Source organism: Streptomyces sp. NPDC022910 (assembly GCF_055561075.1).
In genome coordinates this window covers 1-21,448 of the sequence record NZ_JBVHHL010000081.1, presented here as the reverse complement: position 1 = coordinate 21,448, position 21,448 = coordinate 1, and the positions used below count along the sequence as shown (strand labels likewise).

General features: G+C 68.7%; 25 protein-coding genes. 10 read left to right on the top strand and 15 right to left on the bottom strand.

Features of this window, described 5'->3' with window-relative positions; translation table 11 throughout:
- The first annotated feature begins 113 nt into the window (after positions 1-113).
- On the top strand, positions 114-1,127 hold the full coding sequence (locus ACZ3TS_RS38805; RefSeq protein ID WP_467626926.1) for a LacI family DNA-binding transcriptional regulator: 1,014 nt from the start codon (positions 114-116) through the stop codon (positions 1,125-1,127).
- A 153-nt stretch (positions 1,128-1,280) separates the two neighbouring features.
- Here ACZ3TS_RS38805 and ACZ3TS_RS38800 read toward each other — a convergent pair whose 3' ends face one another.
- Positions 1,281-1,958, bottom strand: a complete 678-nt coding sequence (locus ACZ3TS_RS38800; protein WP_467626923.1) for an NAD(P)-dependent oxidoreductase — start codon at positions 1,956-1,958, stop codon at positions 1,281-1,283.
- Between the two features lie 842 nt (positions 1,959-2,800).
- Positions 2,801-3,637, bottom strand: coding sequence for a helix-turn-helix domain-containing protein (locus tag ACZ3TS_RS38795; protein WP_467626921.1), 837 nt, complete (start codon positions 3,635-3,637; stop codon positions 2,801-2,803).
- Between the two features lie 112 nt (positions 3,638-3,749).
- Here ACZ3TS_RS38795 and ACZ3TS_RS38790 point away from each other — a divergent pair, with 112 nt between their 5' ends.
- Positions 3,750-4,343 carry an NADPH-dependent FMN reductase gene (locus ACZ3TS_RS38790; RefSeq protein WP_467626919.1) on the top strand — a complete coding sequence of 198 codons (594 nt, stop codon included), beginning with the start codon at positions 3,750-3,752 and terminating at the stop codon, positions 4,341-4,343.
- Between the two features lie 117 nt (positions 4,344-4,460).
- Here the strand turns inward: ACZ3TS_RS38790 and ACZ3TS_RS38785 are convergent, their stop codons facing one another.
- Positions 4,461-5,114, bottom strand: a complete 654-nt coding sequence (locus ACZ3TS_RS38785; protein WP_467626916.1) for a dihydrofolate reductase family protein — start codon at positions 5,112-5,114, stop codon at positions 4,461-4,463.
- Positions 5,115-5,259: 145 nt separating this feature from the next.
- Between ACZ3TS_RS38785 and ACZ3TS_RS38780 the strand changes: the two genes are divergently transcribed.
- Complete coding sequence (locus ACZ3TS_RS38780; protein WP_467626914.1) at positions 5,260-5,796, top strand: hypothetical protein; 537 nt, start codon at positions 5,260-5,262, stop codon at positions 5,794-5,796.
- Here the strand turns inward: ACZ3TS_RS38780 and ACZ3TS_RS38775 are convergent.
- Positions 5,759-6,544 carry an IS5 family transposase gene (locus ACZ3TS_RS38775; RefSeq protein ID WP_467626912.1) on the bottom strand — a complete coding sequence of 262 codons (786 nt, stop codon included), beginning with the start codon at positions 6,542-6,544 and terminating at the stop codon, positions 5,759-5,761. The genes ACZ3TS_RS38780 and ACZ3TS_RS38775 overlap by 38 nt on opposite strands.
- A 397-nt stretch (positions 6,545-6,941) precedes the next feature.
- Here ACZ3TS_RS38775 and ACZ3TS_RS38770 point away from each other — a divergent pair, with 397 nt between their 5' ends.
- Together ACZ3TS_RS38770 and ACZ3TS_RS38765 are read left to right on the top strand one after the other, a co-directional pair.
- Entirely contained in the window at positions 6,942-7,148 is a 207-nt protein-coding gene (locus tag ACZ3TS_RS38770) for a hypothetical protein (RefSeq protein WP_467626909.1), read from the top strand.
- On the top strand, positions 7,097-7,300 hold the full coding sequence (locus ACZ3TS_RS38765; RefSeq protein ID WP_467626938.1) for a hypothetical protein: 204 nt from the start codon (positions 7,097-7,099) through the stop codon (positions 7,298-7,300). Before ACZ3TS_RS38770 ends, ACZ3TS_RS38765 begins: the two co-directional genes overlap by 52 nt.
- Before the next feature lie 242 nt (positions 7,301-7,542).
- Here the strand turns inward: ACZ3TS_RS38765 and ACZ3TS_RS38760 are convergent, their stop codons facing one another.
- The 7 genes from ACZ3TS_RS38760 to ACZ3TS_RS38730 all read right to left on the bottom strand — a co-directional run bounded on the left by ACZ3TS_RS38760 (position 7,543) and on the right by ACZ3TS_RS38730 (position 13,016).
- Positions 7,543-7,764 carry a hypothetical protein gene (locus ACZ3TS_RS38760; protein WP_467626907.1) on the bottom strand — a complete coding sequence of 74 codons (222 nt, stop codon included), beginning with the start codon at positions 7,762-7,764 and terminating at the stop codon, positions 7,543-7,545.
- An 85-nt stretch (positions 7,765-7,849) separates the two neighbouring features.
- A complete protein-coding gene (locus ACZ3TS_RS38755) occupies positions 7,850-8,155 on the bottom strand; it encodes a hypothetical protein (RefSeq protein ID WP_467626904.1) in 306 nt (101 codons plus the stop codon).
- Positions 8,156-8,428: 273 nt separating this feature from the next.
- Positions 8,429-8,671, bottom strand: coding sequence for a DUF5302 domain-containing protein (locus ACZ3TS_RS38750; RefSeq protein WP_467626902.1), 243 nt, complete (start codon positions 8,669-8,671; stop codon positions 8,429-8,431).
- 393 nt (positions 8,672-9,064) lie between these two features.
- The gene (locus ACZ3TS_RS38745) at positions 9,065-9,307 is read right to left on the bottom strand and encodes a hypothetical protein (RefSeq protein WP_467626900.1); all 243 of its coding nucleotides are present in this window, start codon (positions 9,305-9,307) and stop codon (positions 9,065-9,067) included.
- A 183-nt stretch (positions 9,308-9,490) separates the two neighbouring features.
- A complete protein-coding gene (locus tag ACZ3TS_RS38740; RefSeq protein ID WP_467626898.1) occupies positions 9,491-10,648 on the bottom strand; it encodes an AAA family ATPase in 1,158 nt (385 codons plus the stop codon).
- A gap of 44 nt (positions 10,649-10,692) precedes the next feature.
- Positions 10,693-11,730 (bottom strand): aliphatic amidase, encoded by a 1,038-nt coding sequence (locus tag ACZ3TS_RS38735; protein ID WP_467626896.1) that lies wholly within the window; start codon positions 11,728-11,730, stop codon positions 10,693-10,695.
- A gap of 149 nt (positions 11,731-11,879) precedes the next feature.
- Entirely contained in the window at positions 11,880-13,016 is a 1,137-nt protein-coding gene (locus ACZ3TS_RS38730) for a substrate-binding domain-containing protein (protein ID WP_467626894.1), read from the bottom strand.
- Positions 13,017-13,148: 132 nt separating this feature from the next.
- On the opposite strand from ACZ3TS_RS38730, the gene ACZ3TS_RS38725 reads away from it, so the two are divergent.
- From ACZ3TS_RS38725 to fmdA, 4 genes are all read left to right on the top strand, one after another.
- On the top strand, positions 13,149-13,607 hold the full coding sequence (locus ACZ3TS_RS38725) for a MarR family winged helix-turn-helix transcriptional regulator (protein WP_467626891.1): 459 nt from the start codon (positions 13,149-13,151) through the stop codon (positions 13,605-13,607).
- Positions 13,608-13,867: 260 nt separating this feature from the next.
- On the top strand, positions 13,868-15,610 hold the full coding sequence (locus ACZ3TS_RS38720; RefSeq protein ID WP_467626889.1) for a purine-cytosine permease family protein: 1,743 nt from the start codon (positions 13,868-13,870) through the stop codon (positions 15,608-15,610).
- A gap of 137 nt (positions 15,611-15,747) precedes the next feature.
- Positions 15,748-16,032, top strand: a complete 285-nt coding sequence (locus ACZ3TS_RS38715; RefSeq protein ID WP_467626887.1) for an FmdB family zinc ribbon protein — start codon at positions 15,748-15,750, stop codon at positions 16,030-16,032.
- 82 nt (positions 16,033-16,114) lie between these two features.
- Positions 16,115-17,365, top strand: a complete 1,251-nt coding sequence (gene fmdA, locus ACZ3TS_RS38710) for a formamidase (RefSeq protein WP_467626885.1) — start codon at positions 16,115-16,117, stop codon at positions 17,363-17,365.
- A 44-nt stretch (positions 17,366-17,409) separates the two neighbouring features.
- Here fmdA and ACZ3TS_RS38705 read toward each other — a convergent pair whose 3' ends face one another.
- Positions 17,410-17,817 carry a L,D-transpeptidase family protein gene (locus tag ACZ3TS_RS38705; protein ID WP_467626882.1) on the bottom strand — a complete coding sequence of 136 codons (408 nt, stop codon included), beginning with the start codon at positions 17,815-17,817 and terminating at the stop codon, positions 17,410-17,412.
- Positions 17,818-17,966: 149 nt separating this feature from the next.
- Between ACZ3TS_RS38705 and ACZ3TS_RS38700 the strand changes: the two genes are divergently transcribed.
- On the top strand, positions 17,967-18,590 hold the full coding sequence (locus ACZ3TS_RS38700) for a TetR/AcrR family transcriptional regulator (protein WP_467626880.1): 624 nt from the start codon (positions 17,967-17,969) through the stop codon (positions 18,588-18,590).
- Between the two features lie 191 nt (positions 18,591-18,781).
- Here the strand turns inward: ACZ3TS_RS38700 and ACZ3TS_RS38695 are convergent, their stop codons facing one another.
- From ACZ3TS_RS38695 to ACZ3TS_RS38685, 3 genes are read right to left on the bottom strand one after another with little or no spacing between them, the layout of a single operon-like run.
- Positions 18,782-19,690, bottom strand: a complete 909-nt coding sequence (locus ACZ3TS_RS38695; RefSeq protein ID WP_467626877.1) for a hypothetical protein — start codon at positions 19,688-19,690, stop codon at positions 18,782-18,784.
- 36 nt (positions 19,691-19,726) lie between these two features.
- Complete coding sequence (locus tag ACZ3TS_RS38690) at positions 19,727-19,900, bottom strand: hypothetical protein (RefSeq protein WP_467626875.1); 174 nt, start codon at positions 19,898-19,900, stop codon at positions 19,727-19,729.
- A 45-nt stretch (positions 19,901-19,945) separates the two neighbouring features.
- Complete coding sequence (locus ACZ3TS_RS38685; protein WP_467626873.1) at positions 19,946-21,280, bottom strand: MFS transporter; 1,335 nt, start codon at positions 21,278-21,280, stop codon at positions 19,946-19,948.
- Between the last annotated feature and the right edge of the window lie 168 nt (positions 21,281-21,448).

The following is a 21,448-nucleotide window of genomic DNA, read 5'->3' as shown; positions in this document are numbered from 1 at the left end:
GCCCATGGCACCATGCCGATTACATCGATGTAAATCTGGGTGCAGAGACAGATGCGGCCCGCAACGGATTCCTGATGGTCGGTACGATCCACAGCAAGGGGAAGGATGAACACGTGGCGGCCAGACCGAGGATCAAGGACGTGGCGGAGTACGCGGGCGTCTCACCCAAGACCGTCTCCAACGTGATCAACGACTACGAACACGTGTCGGAGCAGACTCGCGCCGCCGTGCGCGAGGCGATCGATGCGCTGGGCTACCGCGTCAACATCGCCGGGCGGCAACTGCGTCAGGGCCGCTCCGGCGTGATCACCCTCGCCGTACCGGAGCTGGACGTGGCCTACTTCTCGGAACTGGCCAAGCACGTCATGGCCGAGGCCGACCGACGGGGACGTACCGTCCTGCTCCACGAGACGGGAGCCGTGCGCGACCGCGAGCTGGCCGCACTCCGCGGATTCGACGCGCAGTTCTCCGACGGCGTCATCCTCAGCCCACTGTCCCTGCTGCCTCGCGACCTTGCCACCCGTGACCGTCGGCTTCCGGTGGTCCTGCTCGGCGAGCGCCCCGTCGACGCCGACACGGATCACGTCGGCATCGACAACATACGGGCGGCTCGGGAGGCGACCGAGCACCTGCTGTCCCGGGGCCGGCGCCGCATCGCCGTCATCGGCGGGGCCGTCCGTGGCCGCCAGGGCACCGACCGGCTACGCACCGACGGCTACCGCGAGGCTCTCACGACGGCAGGCATTCCCTTCACACCCCACCTCGTCGTGCCGGTCGAGGCGTACCACTGGCGGGACGGGGCCCGCGCGGTGGCCGCGCTCACGGAGATGCCGCAGCCCCCCGATGCGCTTCTGTGCCTGAACGACCACCTCGCCCTGGGGGCGCTCCGGGCGCTGCACGAACTGGGGCGCTCCGTCCCGGGCGATCTCGACGTGATGGGCTTCGACGACATCGAGGCGTCACGCTTCAGTGTGCCCAGCCTGACCACCGTCGCCCCGGACAAGCAGGCGATCGCCCGCGCCGCCGTTTCCCTCCTGGTCCAGCGCATCGACGAGCTGGAGACCGGCTCCGCGCACGACTACGTGGCCGGGCACCGGCTCGTCGTGAGGGAGAGCACGGGCAGCTGACACGGCCAGGTCACCAATGTCCGGCCGTAGGACGTGACTTGACGGCGCATCGCCGCCCTGCAGACCGGCGGCGCGGTCACGGCGGCGACGCGGTCCCCGACGTGCTCGCGGCCTGGCAGAACCCGCCAGGCGATGCGAGCCGCCGATCAAATGTCAGTTGGCGATGCCGATGGTTTGTCTGATCGTCTCTGGTTGACCGAGCACGCGCAGCATGTGATGCGCGACGTCGGCGCGCGAGACCCGAATACCGCCGCGGAGGTTGTGCCCATACGCCGTCCGGTACAGGCCGGTGAGAGGTTTGTCGGTCAGCTGCGGCGGTCGTGAGATGGTCCAGTCCAGGTCGCTGCTGCGAAGGTCGTCCTCCATCAGTGCGAGGTCGGCATAGTGTGCGCGGAACATGGCTCGCGCAAACCGGCTGCCCAGGTGGCGCATGAAGAACCCGTCGCCGGCATCGTGTTTGGGCGGGTTCGGCCGGCCGGGCGAGGGCACCGTGCCGATGGGTGCGGCGCTGACCACCACGACGCGCTTCACGCCGGTTTCCTGCATCGCTGCCACAATGGCCCTCGTGCCGCGCGAGGTGATTCCCGCGTCGGCCCTCGGGTTGCGCGGTCCAAGTCCGGACAGGACGGCGTCCCTGCCGTCCACGGCGGATGCGAGCAGGTCCGGGTCCGGCGCGGCCAGGTCGGCCGTGACGACACGGATCTGTCCTCGCCGGTCGGTCAGGCTCTGGGCGTTGCGCACGACTGCGGTGACGTCGTGGCCCGCGGCCACGGCTTGTTCGAGCAGGTGACGGCCGATGCCGCCGGTCGCTGCGAAGATGGTGAGTTTCATCTGGTGCTGTCTTCTTTCGAGTCGATCGGCTTCGGAATGCGGCAGGTGTGGGGACAGGCCCTCGGAGCACCGGGCTCGGCCGAATCGCGGGCGTGAACTCCCGGATCACCTGGGGAAGTTTTGTCGGCTGGTCCAGGGGGAGGAGGGTCCAACTGTCGGCTGTCTCGACCAGCGGTCCGCGGGGGAGGAGTTCGGCCAGGCGCGCCGGCCGTCCTCGCGCCGTCTGACGCGGTCGCGGCTCGGCCGGACCACGGGGGAGGGGCAGTCGAAACTGGGCAGGCGCTCGGCTGCGGCAAGCAGGAGGCCGGTGTCCTTGATTGCCGCTCGCCGTGTGTGCACGGCGTCGCGGTCCGCGTCCGCGCGTATCGGGTGATGATGCGCGCCAAGCCTGACACCGGGAGCCGCAGCGGCAGCAACGAGTTGCCGCCGGAGACCGCCGCCGCGAATGGCTCGGTCACCTGCGGACTCGGCAGTGGGTCGGCCCGAAGTGAGGGCGGCGGGCGTGGACGTGCTCGCGCGCGCGGTTGGCCGGCTGTGCTCACCCGGGCACTGCCGGCCGCCGAGGCGTCGACCATGGTGGGACCTCCTGCCGTGTCTGCCTCCTGAGAGCAGTGGGAGCGCCCGGAGTGTGACATCCGCACCAAGGAATGTGGCCCACGCCTCGCCTCCGGCACGTGATGGCCGCGACGCCGGAGGCACCTGTTTTTGATCTTTCGCGGTGCTCGGTCCTACAGGACTCTGTGGGGGATGAGCCGTATTTCGAAATGCCCGCTGTCGCTTCCCCGGTAGCCGCTCTCAGAGGCTAGGGCATCGGATGATCGCGTGGTGAAAGGCGGGGTGTGTCACGAGATGGCCCGGAGTCGGGCGCGGGGCCCGCTTCGGAATTGTTCGACGGCCTGGGCCGTCCTCTCGTCTGCGGGGAGGAAGACAACCAGTTGTTGGGCGTCCGCGGAGAGTTCGAGCGTCTCGCGATGCAGTTGAAGTTCGTAGCCGGACGGGTGGTTGAGCCGGAGAGGTCCACGTCGCGGCACCACATGACGGTTCAGGCGGCGCGTGAAGTCGTGACCGGCGATGGAGGAGAGTTCTGTGGTGAGCCACTCGGAGTTCTCGACGGATGGTCCGAGCCACAGGTCGAAAGCCTGCTCGTCCGCGACCATGTCCCAGTCGGCGAAGAACGTCCGGGCACGCGGGTCGGTGAAGACGTACCGGGTGAGGTTCGGGGTGTCGGTGTCGAGCAGTCCGGTTCCGCTCGTCACCGACTGGTAGCCGCTGGTGTGGGCGAGGACGTCGCCCAGCCGGTTGGTCACCATGGCGATGCCCGGCTCCAAGAGGCGAAGCGTCTCCAGGACGGACTGACGGACATCCCGGCGTGGTGGTGCGGGCTGGACGTGAGCGGAACACTCGCCGCCAGTGATCTTCGTGAGGTAGCGCAGGTGGCTGCGCTCCGAGGGGTCGAGGCTGAGAGCGTCGGCAAGGGCGTTCACCACCGCCACCGAAGGATTGCGGTCACGGCCCTGTTCGATGCGGGTCAGGTATTCGACGCTGATACCGGCCCGCGCGGCGAGATCCGAGCGCCGCAGACCCGGTGACCGTCGGCGGCCGCGCTCCGGCAGGCCGAGCGATTCCGGTTGGATGCTGTCGCGCTTGGCCCGGATGAAATCCCCCAACGGCGTACCCACGCCGTGAGCATACGGCGCTGCCCGTTGATCGCGGAGTGCTCAGACTGGCCCTGCGGGGGCCAGCCTGAGCACGGTCTGGTTGGCACCACGGTGCGGCCTGATCGTGGTGGGCATGGAGAACAAGGACAAGCTCGTGATCATCGTCGGAAGCGTCAGGGAAGGACGGTTCGGCTCGGTTGTGGCCTCGTGGGTCGCGGAACAGGCCGACAAACACGGTGGTTTCGATGTGGAGGTCATCGATCTGGCCGAGATCGACATCCCGTTGGCGCTGCCGACGGCATCGCCGAAGTTCGCCGGCGACGATTACCCCCGTCCGGCCGGGATGGCGCCACTGACGTCGGCTCTGGAGAGCGCTGACGCATTCACCGTGGTCACGCCGGAGTACAACCACAGCTATCCCGCGTCATTGAAGGCAGCCATCGACTGGCACTTCACCCAGTGGACGGCCAAGCCCGTCGCCTTCGTCAGCTACGGTGGCGCAGCAGGTGGCCGGCACGCGGTGCTGCACCTGGAGAACGTACTGACCGAGTTGCACGCGGTGACGATTCGCGACGGTCTCGCCTTCCCGAACTCCTTCACGACGTGGCAGGACGGTCGACCGCTCGACCCTGAGTCCCCCGGGTACGCCAAGACGGTGCTCGAGCAGTTGGCCTGGTGGGCGGGCGCGCTCCGGGCGGCGCGCGACGCCGCTCCCTGTCCGGCATGAGCGCCGTGACGATGCAGCAGGCCTCGCTCGGGCGCACGATCTGGCAGGGCTCACAGCCAATGAGCACTACTTGTGTCACCGAAGGTTCGGCGCAACGGCTTGCTGATACGGGTATGCCTAGTGGTTGACGGTGTACTGGAGATGGACGACGTCGGCGCTCTCCAGGATTCGCGACGTGCCGAGCGTGACCGGTGCACCGGCGACGTCGCCGACGAGGCGTGTGCCGCTGCCCAGGAGTACGGGGACGAGATCGACGTGGATCTCGTCCAGCAGGCCGGCACCCAGAGCTTGGCGGGCCAGGTCACCGGCGGCGAGGCCGATGTCACGCGTCGCGGCGGCCTCCTTGGCCTGACGCACCGCGCTGTGCAGCCCGTCCGTGACGAACGTGAACGGGGCGTCTGGGCGCGCCCAGTCGCCTGGGGCCCGGTGGGTGACGACGAAGATCGGGACGCCGAAGGGGTGGCTGCCCTCCCAACCCTGCGTGATGTCGAACAGGCGGCGGCCGACCACCAGGGCCCCGAAACGGCGCAGTTGCTCACGAATGTGCTCTGCGCTGGCAGGTGAGACCTGGTAGGACCAGCGCGGATCGGCGGATGGCACCTGGACGTCCCCGTTGCGGTGCCAGGCAAACAGGTGCTCGAAGCCGGTCTCCGCCGGGCCGGCGATGAACCCGTCGAGGGACATCGACGCCGAGGTGATGACTTTCCCCATGAGAATCTCCCGTTCGTCGGCCTGTACGGAGTTCAGACCCTCCGGTGCCCAAGAACTCATCGCCAGCCATCCATCGGGGGGTGTAGGCCCTCAGAAGCTGTTGTCTTACCGAACCTGATCGCTGACTTTCTGCAGGTCAGGCATGGTTCCGAGTGCGTCGCGGAAGAGATGGCGTGTCGTGTCGTCTCGACCGTGGAGGGGCCGGATGCCATCGGTGATGGGGTTGTTGGAGGAACGTGAGCTGGGTGCCCGGCAGCGGGTGGAGACGCTCCGGGAGGAAGCGGAGCGGATCCTCGCCGAGCTGCGGGACGCGGAGATGGCGTGGGAACGTTTCGTTATCACGCGGGAGACGATGAGCGAGGTGCTCGCCGCGCCCGGTGAAGGCGCCGACGCGGAGGCGCTGGCGCCTTCGGGTGCGCAGGATGCCGTGCCGCGGCCGGAGGGCGGCGGGGCGGTGGCGGTCGGCGGGGCGGTGCCGGTATGGCACGAAGGGCTGGAGGTGTCCGCGCTGTCCCCGGACTACCAGCGCATCGTGCATGTTATGGCTGACGGTGAACTCACTGGTGATGAAGGTGCGTTGAGTTGCAAGGAGATCGCGTCCGCGCTGGGGGTCGAGTTGGTGGCGGCGAAGGTCGAGGGGCTGCGGTCGAAGGCGAACCGGCTGGCGGTGCGAGGCTGGCTGGTCAAGGACGCCTCGGGCCGGTTCAGGCTCGCCGACGCCCTGCGAGGCGGCGGCTCATGACCATCGTCATCGACCACAGCATCATCGCCTCGGCGGTGTCGGTCCTGGTCTCGTAGTCGCGGGCCAGGCGGCGTGAGCGCATCAGCCAGCCGAACGTGCGCTCCACCACCCACCTGCGCGGAAGGACCTTGAACCCGCTGGTGTCGTCGGTGCGTCTGACCACAGTGAGCACCAGGTTCCACGCCCTCATGGCGTACTCGACCAGGGGGCCGGTGTAGCCGCCGTCGGCCCACACGAGGGTGAGGCGGAAGAACCGCTGCCGGGCCTGGGCCAGCAGGGTGCGGGCGGCGTCCCGATCGGTCACGTTCGCGGCGGTGACCATCACGACCAGCAGCAGGCCGATCGAGTCGCAGATGACATGGCGCTTGCGACCGTTGATCTTCTTGCCGCCGTCGAAACCCCGAGAGGCGGCCGGCACACTCGCCGCGGCCTTCACTGACTGCGCGTCGATGATCCCCGCCGTCGGCTCCGCATCCCGGCCAGCGGCCTCGCGGACCTTCCCCCGCAGCCGGTCGTGTAGCTCCTTGACCAGGCCCCGCTCACGCCAGCGGCGGCAGAAGGCATAGACACGGTCCCACGCGGGGAAGTCCGCCGGCATCGCCCGCCACTTGATGCCGTTGTCCACCAGGTAGCGCATAGCGTCGATCATCTGCCGGTGGCAGTAGCCCTCCGGCTGCCCACCCCGCCCCGCAAGCCAGCCCGGCACCGGCAGCGCGGCGCGGACCTCGGCCCACTCGGCGTCCCTCATGTCCGACGGATACCGTCGTTCACGGTCGGGCTGATCGGCCGCATTACCGTACACGTGCGCGAGACAGTCACACGACGAGACGCGCGAGGTGGACTCCGCGGGCGCCAACGCGAAAGACTGCGACAACAGGGCCTCCTGGGGCTGCTCGTGGCTTCAACAACCTCCGAGCTACCAAGAGGCCCTGCCTTTATGCGCCGCCCTCCCGAAGATCACCCGGCCGAGGATTTCACCGGAAACTCACGTTCGAGCGACAGACGCCAACATCGGTACAGCAACAGCTTCTCAGCCCTTCGTACGGTTGGCCCGCTCAGGGGCGTCGGGTGTGGCTTTCAAACTTCTGCCCGCTTGTGGCTTCCGTTGATTGGCCGCTCGCCGCCCCACGACGCGACGAAGTGACGTGGGCATCGATCTCGCCGCCGACGGAGCCGCCCTGGCCATCGCGATCCTGCTCAACTGCGGCCAGCCGGTGCATTTCATCTCCGGCGGGCCATCCACCGCACCTCTGAAATGGTGCCGCGGTGAAGGCAAGACGACGCCAAGGACGCCGCGGTCATCGCCGATCAGGTCCGCATTCGGCGCGACCTGCACTCCTACGCAAGGGTGACCCCGTCACCGACCGCAAACCCTCAGCGGCGCCGCATGGACCTGGTCGCCGACCGCACCCGAACCCTCAACCGACTCCGCGCCCAAGTCACGAGCATCCACCGGCAGCCACTCGTCGACGACTGGCGCACCGCGGTGAGGATGTTCCCGTAGTCGGGAGGGTCGGCACGGTCGTGGCTCTCGTCGGCCCGCAGGGTGCCATGCGTGGGTTCGGCGCGGGCCGCCCAGCCCTCCGGGGCGGGGTGGCGCCGCCACGGTTGTCGTTGTCGGGGCAGGTGACGGCCACGGTTCCCTCGGTGACCTCGGCCGTGTACCCGCTGGGTGGACAAGGGGAGAGAGGCCGAGGCGGCGAGAACAGGAGGTTCATCCGCGGCACCCCGACCCGCGTGAGCGTCTCAGAGCTTGGTCAATTTACCGAAGGGACTTGTGATCCGTGCCTGTAGCGGACCGAAGTCGACAAGTACGGCGATCTCATCCTCGATACCGATCACCCGGCCGAGGCCGTACTGATCGTGTGTGACCCGGTCGCCTATTTCGAACTGCTTGGGAGGCGGCGTGGCCGGGGGCTTGAAGGGACTGGACGGCAGATGGCGCCGGGCTACGGTTGGCTTTGTCATCAGCATCAGTATGCGCCTGGTGAGCGAGCTGCCACTCCAGGCGGACGAATGCAACCAAGCCGAGATCTTCGCGGGCGACCATCGCTCACCACGTCTGCGCCTCCGTCTGCCCTTGTCGGCAATCTCGACCGTGCAGGTCACGGGCCGTGTGCGTACCAGTGGTGAGCGTCTTCGTCACGGACTTCGTCGATGGTGCAGCCGCCGATGCGGCTCCGAGGAGCAGGGCCGCCCAGTCGCCTTCGAGGTGCCTGTCCTGCGTGCCGATCACGTGCGCGGGGGCGGTGCTGGACAGCCCCTGCGCCCTCGGCCACGCCGTGCCGCGGGGCCGGAGCCAGGGGCGAGCGCGTCCGTAGCGGTCGGTGTCGACCTGCAGGTCGTCGTGTTCGGACACCGTGATCCCGGCCGCGAAGGTCCGTGCGCACTCTGACGGGGGAGCGGTTCGATGCGCCCGCCGCATGCGCCTTGACCGGCCTGCCGATGCCGAGCCCGTTGCGCATCGTCAGGACACGACTGCGCCGCCCGGAAGGCGTTCCTCCCCGCTGACGCGGGGAGGAACCGAAGGAGAGACGGTCGCCTCCGTGACCCGGCAGGACCCTGCGTAACGATCACCGGTAGGGCGGCCGGGTCGTGTTCTGCCGAGCCCCATCCGGCCGGCGGTTCGAACTCAGCCGCCGCTCTTTCGTCGGAACGACCGCTGGCTCGCAGCCGGGCCGTGCGTGCCGCGGATCTTCGACGCATCGGTGTTCGCAGCGACGGCCGCGGCGTCTGCCTGCATGCCGCGTTTGCGCGCCAGGGCCGCCCGGAACTTGCTCTTCAGGTCGTACTGGCCGTCATCGTCGGGCTCCAGGGCGGGGCTTTCGGCGTCAGCCGGCTCCGAACCTTCTTGCGATGGAGTCTCTGCAGTCATGGTGACCTCCTGGGTTCGGGCAGTGAGAAGCACAGCTTGTCATGCCGAGCAGAACCGCGCGGGGCGCCCGCGTCCGGCGTCGTCGGCTGGCGGCGGCGCGTGGCTGCCACGCGCGCGCTCGTCTGCCGTACGGCAGTGAGCCGGCGTGCCTCGCGGCCATCGAGGCGAAAGCCCGGTCTTCGGGCACGGCGGCCACCGTTCGGCGGGACGCATTCTTCACCCACGCCTCGTCCAGCAGATAGAGATCGCGGTGATCAACGCCCGGCGCCCGTGCGGAGGTGCTCAAAACAGCCCGCGGCTCTCGACCCCGGTCCCGCCAGCTCAGCTCCGCACAACTCCGCCAAGGTGAGGACTGCTTGGACGACGTCGGTGATGCGGGTGTGGGCTGCGCGGTCAGAAGGCAGGCGCGGGTGTGCTGCCGACGTCGGCAGCAATGGCGCGCCTGAACTTGGCCTCGTCCGCGCTGTCGGGCTCTGCAGTAAGGATCACGATCTTGAGCTCGGAATCGCGCACGGGCTCGGCGGCCGACGCGCAGGTCGAGGACAGCAGTGCCGATGCGCCGCCCGCTGTGGTCACCGCGGTGGCGGCGCGCAGGAAACCGCGCCGTCCCAGGCGGGAGACGCATCTCCCGGGCATCGCCCGGGTCTATCGAGGGACTGGTTCATGCGCGCTCCGAATCTCATGTGTGCTGTGCGGTGGATTTTCGGGATGTCGTGTTCGCGGTGAGGTCGGCGGGGCACGGGGACGATCAGCCGGTCGATGACGGCGGGGTGACCGACCGTGTCCCGGATGGTTGCCGAGGGCCGCGCGCCCTCGGTGTCACACGTCGCGTGGCGGGCGGCCGGTCAGGGCCTGGGGCCCTCCCTGGTGCCGCCGTGGTACAGGCCGGTGGTCGGCGGGGACTTCCGTCCGATCAGTAGGGTGTTGCGTGCCGTCGGTGCGCCGGTCCATGTCGGGCACGGCCGTGCACAGGACCTGGCCGCCGTCCATGCGGACGTCGACGGACACCGTCGACTCGGCACCGGGGCGTGGGGCGGCGAGCGCCTGCGCGAGGGGCGCGAGCAGCTCTCGGCGCACGGCGCGCTTGAGGCCTCGCACACCGAACACCTCGTCGTAGCCGACGCGCGCGAGGTGAGCGATGACCTCCTGCTCGATGTGAACGCGCACCGAGCGTTCGAGGAGGCGGTCCACAACCAGGAACACTTCGCGCTCCGCGATCTCCATGACCGTGTCGCCGGAGATGTGCCCGAACGCGACTATCTCGTCGAACCTGTTGAGGAACTCGGGATCGAAGAAGTCCTGCAGCGCGTTCGCCAGGATGGCAGCCTCGGCGCCCTGCCCGGCCTGCGCCGACGGGTGGACGATCAGGCCGGCCAGCTCATCGGTGCGGGGCCTCCGAGGGGAACGCCAGGACCACCGGCGCCTGCTGCCGTGCCTGCGCTGCCGTGTGATCTCCCGGGCACCGAGGTTGGAGGTCATGACGACGATGCAGTTGCGGAAATCGATCGTCTGGGACCCGTTCGCCAGCGCGAACCGCCCGTTGTCGAGTACGTGCAGCAGGGTGCGCACGACCGTGGGGTGCGCCTTCTCGATCTCGTCGAACAGCGCGATCCCCGGCCGGCCTCCGTCCGACTCGATGAGGGCCCGGTCGAGAACCGTGAGCCCCTCCCTGCTCCCCGCGTACCCCGGTGGCGCGCCCGCCAGGGAGGCCGCGAAGTGCTCCTGGGCGAGCGCGCTCATGTCGATGCGGCAGAAGTCCTCCGGATCAGAGCGCACCAGTCCCGCGAGTGCGCGGACGAGCTGCGTCTTGCCGACCCCGGTCGGGCCGACGAAGAGAAGTCCGGCGAGGGGGCGGTCGGGCTCCAGGAGCCGGGACTGCCCGATCGTGACGGCTCGCACGAGCGCGTCGACCGCGTGGTCCTGGCCGATCACGCGCGCCCTCAACTGCTCCCTGAGGTCGTCCGCTTCGAGATGCATCACTATTCCTCGACGATCGATGCCGGTCTGCCGGTTCGCCGGTCCTAGGCCTCCATGACCTTCTCAGTGGGCAGGTCGTAAACCGGGCAGTCGGCGACGCCGATCGTGTCGCGGGTGATCGCCTCCACCTGCTCCTGCGCCTTCTTCGCGTCGGTGACCCAGGTCTTGTAGAAGTCGAAGGGGCATTCGGCCACGCCCTTGTCGCCCTCGCCGGCGTTCCACACGCCCGTGTAGCCCCGGTGGAGCAGCTTGAAGAGGTGGTTCTGCGCCTGGTCGTTCTTACGGGCGTCGCGGATCTCGGGGACGGACAGCTGTGCGTACTGGATGCCGTACTCCTCCTCACCGGTCTCGCCGAGCGTGTGCCCGTCGAAGCCGATGATCGCGGAGTGGCCGAAGTAGGTGTAGACGCCGTCGAAGCCGGCGCAGTTGGCGACGGCGACGTAGCAGTTGTTGGCCCATGCCATGGCCTTGGCCATGAGGACCTGCTGGTCCTTGGCCGGGTACATGTAACCCTGGCAGCGCACGATGAGTTCGGCGCCCTTCATGGCGCAGTCCCGCCAGATCTCCGGGTAGTTGCCGTCGTCGCACACGATCAGCGAGACCATCAGGCCCTTGGGCCCCTCGGTGACGTACGTCTGACCGCCCGGATACCAGCCCTCGATCGGGTTCCACGGCAGGACCTTGCGGTACTTCTGCACGATCTCGCCCTGGTCGTCGATGAGAACGAGCGTGTTGTACGGCGGCTTGTTCGGGTGGTCCTCGTGGCGCTCGCCGGTGAGCGAGAAGACGCCCCAGGTCTTGGCCTTGCGGCAGGCCTCGGCAAAGATGTCGGTCTCGGCGCCGGGGACGGTTGTCGCGGTCGCGTACATCTCGTCCTTGTCGTACATGATCCCCATCGTCGAGTACTCGGGGAAGACGATGAGGTCCATGCCGGGAAGCCCCTGCTTGATGCCGACGACCATGTCGGCGATCTTCTTGGCGTTCTCGATGACCTCGGCCGTGGTGTGCAGGCGCGGGATCTTGTAGTTCACCACCGCGACGCCGACGGTGTCGGGGCTGGAGCTGATGTCTCCGTGACGCATTCGGGAGTCCTTCCTCGGATTCGGTCGCCTGCCGCCGGGTGGTCGCAGGCGGGGACGGACAGGGTCTCGACCCCTATTTGCTTTCTATAGAAAATATTTCTGCGAGAAATATATGTCAAGGCTGCGGCCGCGCGGGTGCTGGCGTGCCGTCAGAAACGGTCCAGCACGTCGAACTCCAGGCCGTCGACGGCCGCAAGGAACACCTGCTGCTCGAGGTGCCGGTTCCGCAGGCAGACCGGGCCGCGCGGGCTTTCGTAGGCAAGACCGGCCGACGACTTCAGGACCTGCGGCAGGTCGGTGCTGCCCGCTCTGCTGAACAGCTCGACGAGCAAGCGCACTCCCTCGTAGCAGGATTCGCCCATGCTGTTGAGTACGGGGGCGAGCGGCCCGAACCGGCGGTGGTAGCGAGCGCTGAAGTCGAGGCTGTCGGCGGTGGTCAGCGTCTCGAAGAAGCCGGCTGCCGCGAACAGCCCTTTGGTCGCGGCGGCGCCGCTGCCGAGCACCATGTTCTCGTCCATCAGCGGGGAGAAGCGCACGCATGTCTCGTGCAGGCCGGTGCCGGCGAACGCGCGATTGAAGGCGACGGCGTCCGCCCCCACCAGAAGCATGAGCACGCCCTGCGGAGCGGCCGCGGTCAGGCGTCGGAGCACGTCCTCGTATCTCTCCGTGCCAAGGGCGACGAAAATCTCCTCGCAGACGGTCCCGCCCATGTGTCCCAGGTAGCGACGCGCAGTGGTCGCGGTGCGTCGCGGCCAGACGTAGTCGTCTCCGACGATCGCCCAGCGGCGCACGCCCAGTTCCTTCGCGAACCATGAAAGGGCCGGCCGAAGTTGGCGTCCCGGTGTCTCGCCCGCGAGGAAGACACAGGGTGCGCGCTCGCCGCCTTCGTACAGCGGTGTGTAGACGTACGGCACCCGGTCGGCGATGCGTGGGACCACGGCCTGCCGGACAGCGGATATGTGCCATCCGGTGACGGCGTCCACCGCACCTGCCGTCACCAGCAGATCCACTTCGTCGGCCACCACACTCGGCGGCGCCCCGCCGTCGACCACGACGAACTCGATGGGTCGGCCGAGCACTCCGCCGGCCGAGTTGACCTCCTCGGCGGCCAGCTGGGCGCAGGACTCGCAGGATGGCCCGAAGATCCCGGCCGGACCCTGCAGCGGTACGACCAGGGCGATGCGGAGCAGGTCGGACGGCCGGCGGTGCCGACCGAGGACCGTCTCCTGGCGGATCGGACCGCCCTCCGTGAAGTCGTGGGTCGAAACCGAGTCGGTCAGAATCATGAGCGACCTTTTGCTCCCTTCGATCTCCGTCACCGTTCACCGGGAGGAGACCGGCTCGTGCTCCACGACACGCTACTATCTAAGTGTTTCCGGCATGAAAATTTCCGGCAGAAACGGGTAGGGGTGGGACGTATGGCATCGAAGCAGGCTGCGCATCCTGCGCCCGAAGCGGCCACCGGGATGATCCAGGACCTCCCGCGGCTTCTGGCCGCGGTCGAGCGCAGGGTCTCCGGTCGACTCGCCGCGGTGCTCCAGTCCGCGGACAGCTCCATCGAGCAGTGGCGGGTCCTGTGCCTCCTTGCGGACGGTCGCGGACACACAATGACGGAATTGGCCGATTACGCTCTCCTGCCGGCCCCGACGCTGACGAAGGTGGTCGATCGCATGGTGGCCGCCAATCTTGTACACCGGAGGGCGGACGAGGACGACCGGCGCCGTGTGCTGGCGCTGCTCACTCAGCGTGGCCGGGTGGTGTACCACTCCCTGCAGCAGAGGATGGCGCGGGAAGAGTCCGCGCTGTTCGCGCCACTGGACGGCGACGTGGAGGAACTCCGCTCTCTGCTGGAACGCGCACACCGGCGACTTCGCTGAGCGGTCGGCGGGCTTCGATTTACAAGCCGTTAACGGTTTTGTCGCCGTAATGACCCTGACCGGTATGACGGTTGTCCTTGCCGTCATGGGGCCGCTCGCGGGGTCGTTCACCGCGGCCCAAGGCCACTCATCGGTGCATACTTCCTGAAGAAATAGTTTTAATTGGAAGTGTTGGCCCTCTCCTCCGGTGCGACGGCGCGTCGGCGGCACCCGCAGTCGGCATCCCACTGCCCGATCCGTCCACGAGGGAGAACGACCCGATGTCTCCTGTCCCCGAGAGCGCACAAACCGGCGAGACCGCAGTCGGCAACTCCGCCGAAGCACCTGCCGGCGTTGCCGCCGCGCCGAACCGCACCTACGCCAAAGCGGCCGCCAGTGAGTCCCTGGAGGACTACTCGCTGCGCTACGCACCGCTGTCCTTCCGTACGTGGACGCCGTATGTGGTCGCGACCACGGCCATCGGAGGCATCGCCTACCTCGCCGACTTCGCCATCGGCGCCTCCATCGTCCTGACCAACGGCGCCGCCTCCGGCATGACCGCGATCCTGGCGGCGGCCGTCATCATCTTCGTCACCGGCGTGCCCATCGCACGGGCCTGCGCGAAGTACGGCGTCGACATGGACCTGCTGACCCGCGGCACGGGCTTCGGCTACTTCGGCTCCACCCTGACGTCGCTCATCTACGCCTCCTTCACCTTCATCTTCTTCGCCCTCGAAGGCTCGATCATGGCCCAGGGCTTCCTGTACGCCTTCGGTCTGCCGCTGCCCGTGGGCTACCTGATCGCCTCGCTGCTGATCGTGCCGATCGTCGTCTACGGCATGAAGGCCCTGGCGAAACTGCACGTGTGGACCCAGCCGTTGTGGCTCTGCCTGCTCGCCCTGCCGTTCGTCGCGGTGGCAGTGCACAACCCGCACGCCTTCGGCCAGTTGGCCTCCTTCCCCGGTACCGACGGTGCGCACGGTTCCTTCTCCTGGCACGCCTTCGGACTCGGTATGGGCGTGGCGCTCAGCCTGATCGCGCAGATCGGTGAGCAGGCCGACTACCTGCGGTTCATGCCCAAGAAGACCAAGGAGAACAGCAGGTCGTGGAACACGGCCACCACCGTCGCCGGCCCCGGCTGGGTGATCCTCGGAGCCGCCAAGCAGCTCGGCGGTGCCCTCCTGGCCGTCGCCCTCCTCAAGCTCGGCGGCACCGTGGCGGACGCGGTGGAGCCCATCCATCAGTACGCCGAAGCGATCAAGCCCTGGTTCGGCGGCGCCACCGTCGCGGTGGCCACGGTCTTCGTCGTCATGAGCCAGATCAAGATCAACACGACCAACGCCTACTCGGGTTCGCTGTCCTGGTCGAACTTCTTCTCCCGGATCACCCACCGCCACCCGGGCCGGGTCTACTACGTCGCGCTCAACGTCGGCATCGCCCTGCTGCTGATGGAGCTGAACATGTTCAGCTTCCTCAACACGATCCTCGGCTTCTACTCCAACGTCGGCATCGCCTGGGTGGGAGCCGTCTGCGCCGACCTGCTGATCAACAAGCCGCTCGGCTGGAGCCCGAAGTACATCGAGTTCAAGCGCGCGTACCTGTACAACATCAACCCGGTCGGTTTCGGGTCCATGGCGATCGCCTCGCTCATCTCCGTCCTGGCGTTCTTCAAGGCCTTCGGCGACGGCTGGACCTATGCGTTCAGCCCGCTGATCGCCCTGGTGCTCGCCATGACCATCTCCCCGCTGCTGGCCTGGGCCACCAAGGGCAAGTACTACATCGCCCGGCCCAACCTGGTCGCCGGCCCCGAGGCCGGCGAGGTCGACATGGCGGAGGAGCTGGCCTGCGGCACCTGCGGAACCGCCTACGAGCGTCCCGACATGGCCGACTGCCCGTACACCCAGTCCCTGGTATGCAGCCTGTGCTGCAGCCTGGAGAGCCAGTGCCACGACGAGTGCAAGAAGTCCGGAACGGCACCCGGGCCGGTGCTGGTCGGGATCCCCGAAGTCCGCAAGCCGGTCTGATCCCGGCCCCGGTCCCGACCGTTCGGCCGGGGCTCACGGATCGCCGGTCCGCCCCGGCCGGTGATCCCGTACGACGCCCAGCCCTCGGCCGGCGGTGGGCGGCCTGCCCAGAAACACCAGCTCAAGGAGATACGACCGTGCCCACTTACGCGTTCCGTTGTGCCGCCTGCGGTGACTTCGACGCCGTACTCCCGATGGCCTCGGTTCCCGCGCAGCTGGACTGCCGGGCGTGCGGCGGCGCCGCACGGCGGATCTACTCCGCCCCCCACCTCGGCGCCGGATCGTCGACCGCGATGAAGCTCCTCGACGCGACCGGGCGCACCGCGAGCGAGCCCGCCGTCGTGACGTCAGTGCCGGGCCGCCGGACCTCACCGAGGCCCGTCACCCGCAACCCCCTGCACGCCAGACTTCCCCGTCCCTGACCGCGTCGGCGTCGTCGCCCGGCACCCAGCCGGTCGGTGACGCGGACGACACCCACTGCACGTTCCGCACCAAGGAGCCGACATGCCAGATGTCATCTTCCCGCTGGACTCGACCAAGCCGTTCACCGAACAGAAAGTGCTGGGGCACAACAGGTGGCACCCCGAGATCCCGGCCGCCGTCATGGTCAAGCCCGGTGAGTCCTTCCGGGTGGACTGTCGAGAGTGGTTCGACGGCGCGATCAAGAACGACGACTCGGCCGAGGACATCCTGGGCGCCCCCCTCGACGGCGTGCACGTTCTGTCGGGGCCGATCGGCGTCGAGGGTGCCAAGCCGGGCGACCTCCTCGTCGTCGACATCCTCGACATCGGCCCGATCCCGCAGGAGACCGGCCCACTGGCCGGACAGGGCTGGGGCTACACCGGAATCTTCGCCAAGGACAACGGCGGCAGCTTCCTCACCGACCAGTTCCCCGACGCGTACAAGGCCGTCTGGGACTTCTCCGGGGGTGTGGCCACGTCCCGGCACATCCCCCACGTCTCCTTCACCGGGATCGTCCACCCCGGACTCATGGGAACCGCTCCCAGCAAGTCGCTGCTGACCTCGTGGAACACCCGCGAGGCGGCACTCATCGCGACCGACCCGGACCGTGTTCCCCCGCTCGCGCTGCCGCCGCAGCCCGACTCCGCCGTCCTCGGCGGCGTTCCCACGGGCGAGTTCGACCGTATCGCCGGCGAGGCCGCCCGCACGGCTCCGCCCCGGGAGAACGGCGGCAACCAGGACATCAAGAACCTGTCGAAGGGCACCCGGGTCTTCTACCCCGTGTTCGTCGACGGAGCGAACCTGTCCGTCGGCGACCTGCACTTCTCCCAGGGGGACGGTGAGATCACTTTCTGCGGGGCCATCGAGATGGGCGGTTACATCGACCTGCGCGTCGACATCATCCGCGGCGGCATGGAGACCTATGGCGTCACGGAGAACGCCATCTTCCTGCCCGGCAACACCGAGCCGCAGTACTCCCAGTGGATCGCGTTCTCCGGAACCTCCGTCACCCTCGACGGAGAACAGAGGTACCTCGACTCGCACCTCGCCTACCAGCGGGCGTGCCTTCACGCGATCGACTACCTGACGAAGTTCGGCTACAGCCCGGAGCAGGCTTACCTCCTGCTGGGCGCGGCCCCGATCGAGGGACGGCTCTCCGGCGTCGTCGACATTCCCAACGCCTGCGCGACGGTCTACCTCCCCACGGCCATCTTCGACTTCCCCGTCGCCCCCAGCAGCGACGGACCGGTGAGGATCGACCCGGGACCGGGAGCGCCGAAGGCCTCCTTCTGAACGCGTCCGCCACCGCGAGCGACGCATGACGCACCGGCCGACGGTCACGAGACCCGTTCGTGGTGGCCGGCCGGTGCACCGCTTCCGGGTGCGCGCCCTCTATCGAGTGGCGTTGGGCACGCTCCATCGGGCCCAGGGCACGTTCCAGTCGCCGTCACCGTTGCCGGGCGCAGGCGGCTTGGCCGGGTTGAGGATCTGAACGAGATCGCCCGGCTCCACGAGGCGTAGAACCAGCGTGCGTCGGCTGCGTTCAGATGGACGCAGCAGTGTGAGTGGTTCACCTTACCGATGCCGGCCGCGTCCCATGACGCGTCGTGGACATAGGTACCGCTCCAGGTCAGATGGACCTCCCAGTGGACCGGCAGGTTGTAGTAGTCGGGGCCGACCGGGCAACCGAGGCCGGCGCCGCACGAAGTCATCTGGGCCTTCGGCGACTTGTCGAGCACCACCATGGAGCCCCCCGCGTTGACGCCACGGCGCCGGTTCGGCGCACGGTGGGACCCTGCGCAGGCACGGGATGGGGTTGCGGGGCGCGGCCGGACCCCGTCGGCCGTCTGTGCAGTCTTCGTCGCTTGGCCCCGCCGGGGTGTTGGATGGAGGGATGGACCATTCGATCACTGCATCACGGGGGAACGGGGTCGCGCCGGTGCAGGCACGGCGCGCCGGTCGGCCGCGCAGCGAGGAGGCACGCCGTGCCGTGCTCTCGGCGTGCACCGAGCTGCTGCTGGACGGTGGCCTGAGGGCGATGACGACCGACCGGATCGCCGCACGGAGCGGAGTGAGCAAAGCGACGATCTACAAGTGGTGGCCCAACAAATACGCCGTCGCCGTCGAGGCCTTCCTTTCGCAGATGTACGCGGAGTCCTCCGACCCGGACACCGGCTCCGCCCAGGAGGACTTCCGGATCGCGGTGCGCGGCATGGTCCGGTTCTACGCCGGCCCGAGCGGTCGGATCTTCGCCCAGCTGGTGGCGGAGGCGCAGAGCGATCCCGCGGTCGCTGCGGAACTGCGGGATCGCCTGGTCGGATCCCGGCGGGAAGTGGTGCGGGCCATCTGGGACCGGGGCGTGGAGCGCGGGGAACTGCGAGCGGACGTCAATCCTGAGGTCGCCATCGACCTGCTGTTCGGGCCGGCGATGTACCGGCTGGTCGCCGGGCATGCCCCGCTGGACGAGGCCTCGGCGGACGAGATCGTGCGTGCCGCGATGCGGGGTCTGGCCGAGTGACAGCGGCTCCGGCCGAGACCCCGCCCTGGGACCCTCGCCGGAGTTATCGCCTTCCTGGCGATGTCGGTACCGGTGGGGAAGACAGACGGTGATGAGCGGACCGCTGTTCGGCATACTTCTCGCCCGTACGAAAAGTTGCTCCGCCCGGCCACCGAAGTGGGGGGTCGGCGCCTACCCCCGGATGCCGCCGGTCAAAGATGCCGCATAGGACGGCTCGCCCGCATCCGCGAGCGACTGCGGGATCGCCAGCTCGCCTGCGCCGGATCCTGGGCACGGCAGGCGTCCGGGGCAGACGGATCCGGCTCGAGCACCGCCCGGGGCCGGCCGGACGCCCAGGCCTGAGACGCGCCCGGCACGAACTCGTGGATCTCTCCGGTCGGCCCGAAGGGATGGTCGTCGCTGATGCCGTGCACCGCCACCCGGCCCGACCGCACCACCCCGGGCCGGCCACCGGCTCCTCGCCCTGCAGGACACCGTCCACCAGATCGACCACGGTGAAGTCGGCGAAGCGCGGCACCACGACCCGGGCCAGCTCGTCCGCGGTCCGGGACGGGTCGAGCGTGGTGCCGACGGAGCCACCGGCGTCGTAGAGCCGCTTCAGGCGTCGGCGGGCCGCCTCCGCTTTCTCGGACAGCAGCCGCAGTTCCGGTGGAGTCCCGCAGGGTGGTCACGCCGCCCGGAGGGCCACCGGCCGAGTCCGTCGGCAGGCTGTTGACCACCAGCAGAAGATCGCCGACGGTGAGTACCTCGTCGGTGAACACGTGCCCAGGAGCCAGCTTCCGTGCCACGGCCGGCTCCAGCCCCAGTTCGGCCGTGAGCCGTCCTTCGACATCGTCGGCCAGGCCGAGCAGCCGTCGCGCCTCGTCGTTGATGACGGTGATCCGGCCCTGTGCGTCGAAGCCGATCACGCCCTCCCGGATCCCGTTCGCGGTGTCGAAGAAGTTGATTCCCGCCTCGACGGCCCGCCGGATGAAGGGGCGGGACGCCTCCTCGTCCAGGGTCCATGCGTGGTTACCGCGTTGGGGCGTGCCGTGGCTCATGCATCCGAGCACGAGCGGCGAGACGTCAAGACCGGTCGAACCGAGCTTTACGTAGCGCATGATCTCCCTAGAGGTGTCAGCTGTGTCAGCGGTGTCTCAGTCGCGCAGGGAAGCGGTTGCCGTGCGCATGGCGGTGTCCACCAGCCAGGCCGGTGGAATCAGGGGCACTTGGCCGCGGATGGCACGGTCCGCAGCGAGCCGCACTCCGGCGCCGCGGGCCGCCCGGAGCACCCGTACGCGTGGAACGGTGGAGAAGCGCGCCGGAGTCATCTCCGGGGTCCGGCATGATGTGCAGCCGCCGCGAGACCAGTGCCACTACCTTGCACGGGCCGCGCGACGCAACGAGGTCACGCCCATCACGCCCCAGAAAGCCAGGGCGACCAGCGGCAGCACGGCCGCGAGACAGGTCACGCCGCTCCAGCCGTGTGCGGCGTTCAGCGCCCCGGCCGCGCCGGAGGCGAGTGCGCCGCCGAGGAAGACCGTCGTCATGAAGACCGTGTTGATCCGCGCCCGGGCATCGGCCCGCAGGCTGTAGATCTCCCGTTGACTGAGCACCTGGTGGGTCTGCGCGGCGACGTCCAGCAGGATTCCCGCGAGGGCGAGGAGTACCACGCTGTCCTGTCCCAGGTCGGCGAGAACCATGGTGCCGGAGGCGAGCAGCAGCGCGATGCGCCTCCCCGTCGCGCCGTGGCCGCGGTCCCCGATCCAGCCCGCGAGCGGAGCGGCGGCCGCGCCTCCCGCGCCCACCAGGGCGAAGACGGCGACGCCGAGCTGACTGAACCCGTGCCGATGGACGAGGACGAAGGGCACTGCGGTCCAGAAGCTGCTGAAGGCGCCGAACATCAGGGCCTGGCAGACGGCGGCTCGCCTCAGCACTGGTTCCTCGCGCCACAGCCGGACGACGGACACCATCAGCCCGCGATATCCGGTGTCGTGCGCCGGGCGCCGTTCGGGCAGGACCCGCATCAGGAGGGCGGAGAGGGCGACCATGAGCACGGCGGAGACCAGGAAGATGGTCCGCCAGCCCCAGGCGGCCGCGACAAGGCTCGAGAGGGTACGGGCGAGCATGATGCCGAGGAGCAGCCCGCTCATCACGGTGCCGAGGTACCGGCCACGCTCCTGCTCCGGCGCGAGGTGCGCAGCGTAGGGGATGAGGATCTGCGCGACCACCGAGGTCATCCCGACCAGCACCGACATGCCCAGGAACAGTCCGAAGGACGGGGCGAGGCCGGCCGCGAGCAGGGCGGCGCCGGTCACGAGCAGAGTGCGGGAGGCCAGCGCCCGGTTCTCCAGCAGGTCCCCGAGCGGCATCAGGGCGACGATGCCGAGGGCGTAGCCGAGCTGGGTGAGGGTCACCACCAGCGAGGCTGCGCCCTGGCCGACCCCGAAGGTCGAGGCGATCGGGGTCAGCAGAGGCTGCGCGTAGTAGATGTTCGCGACCGCCAGCCCGGTGGCCACTGCGAGGAGGAGGATCACCCGGCGAAGTGCCGCTGCGGAGAGCGCTGGTGGGGCGGTGCCCTGTTTCTCGTGGGTGGTCGTCTGTCGTCTGATGTTGGCCGCGCCGTGCACGTGGAGGATGCCTCCGAGTTCGTCCTGGGGTGCCGTTGCCGACCTGGAAGTGGTGGCGGGCGCAAGGACGGGCGCCGCCACCGTCTGTGGCCTGAAGCTGCGTACGTGCCTAGTACTACAGGGATAGATCTCTGTGGGTGGTTGCGGCAAGATTGTCTTCCGTGAGTGCGCAAGATCTGGTCGAGGACGAGTTGGCGGCGGAGGACCTCCAGGCCCTGGATACGGAGTTCGAGGCAGTGTGCGCCCGGA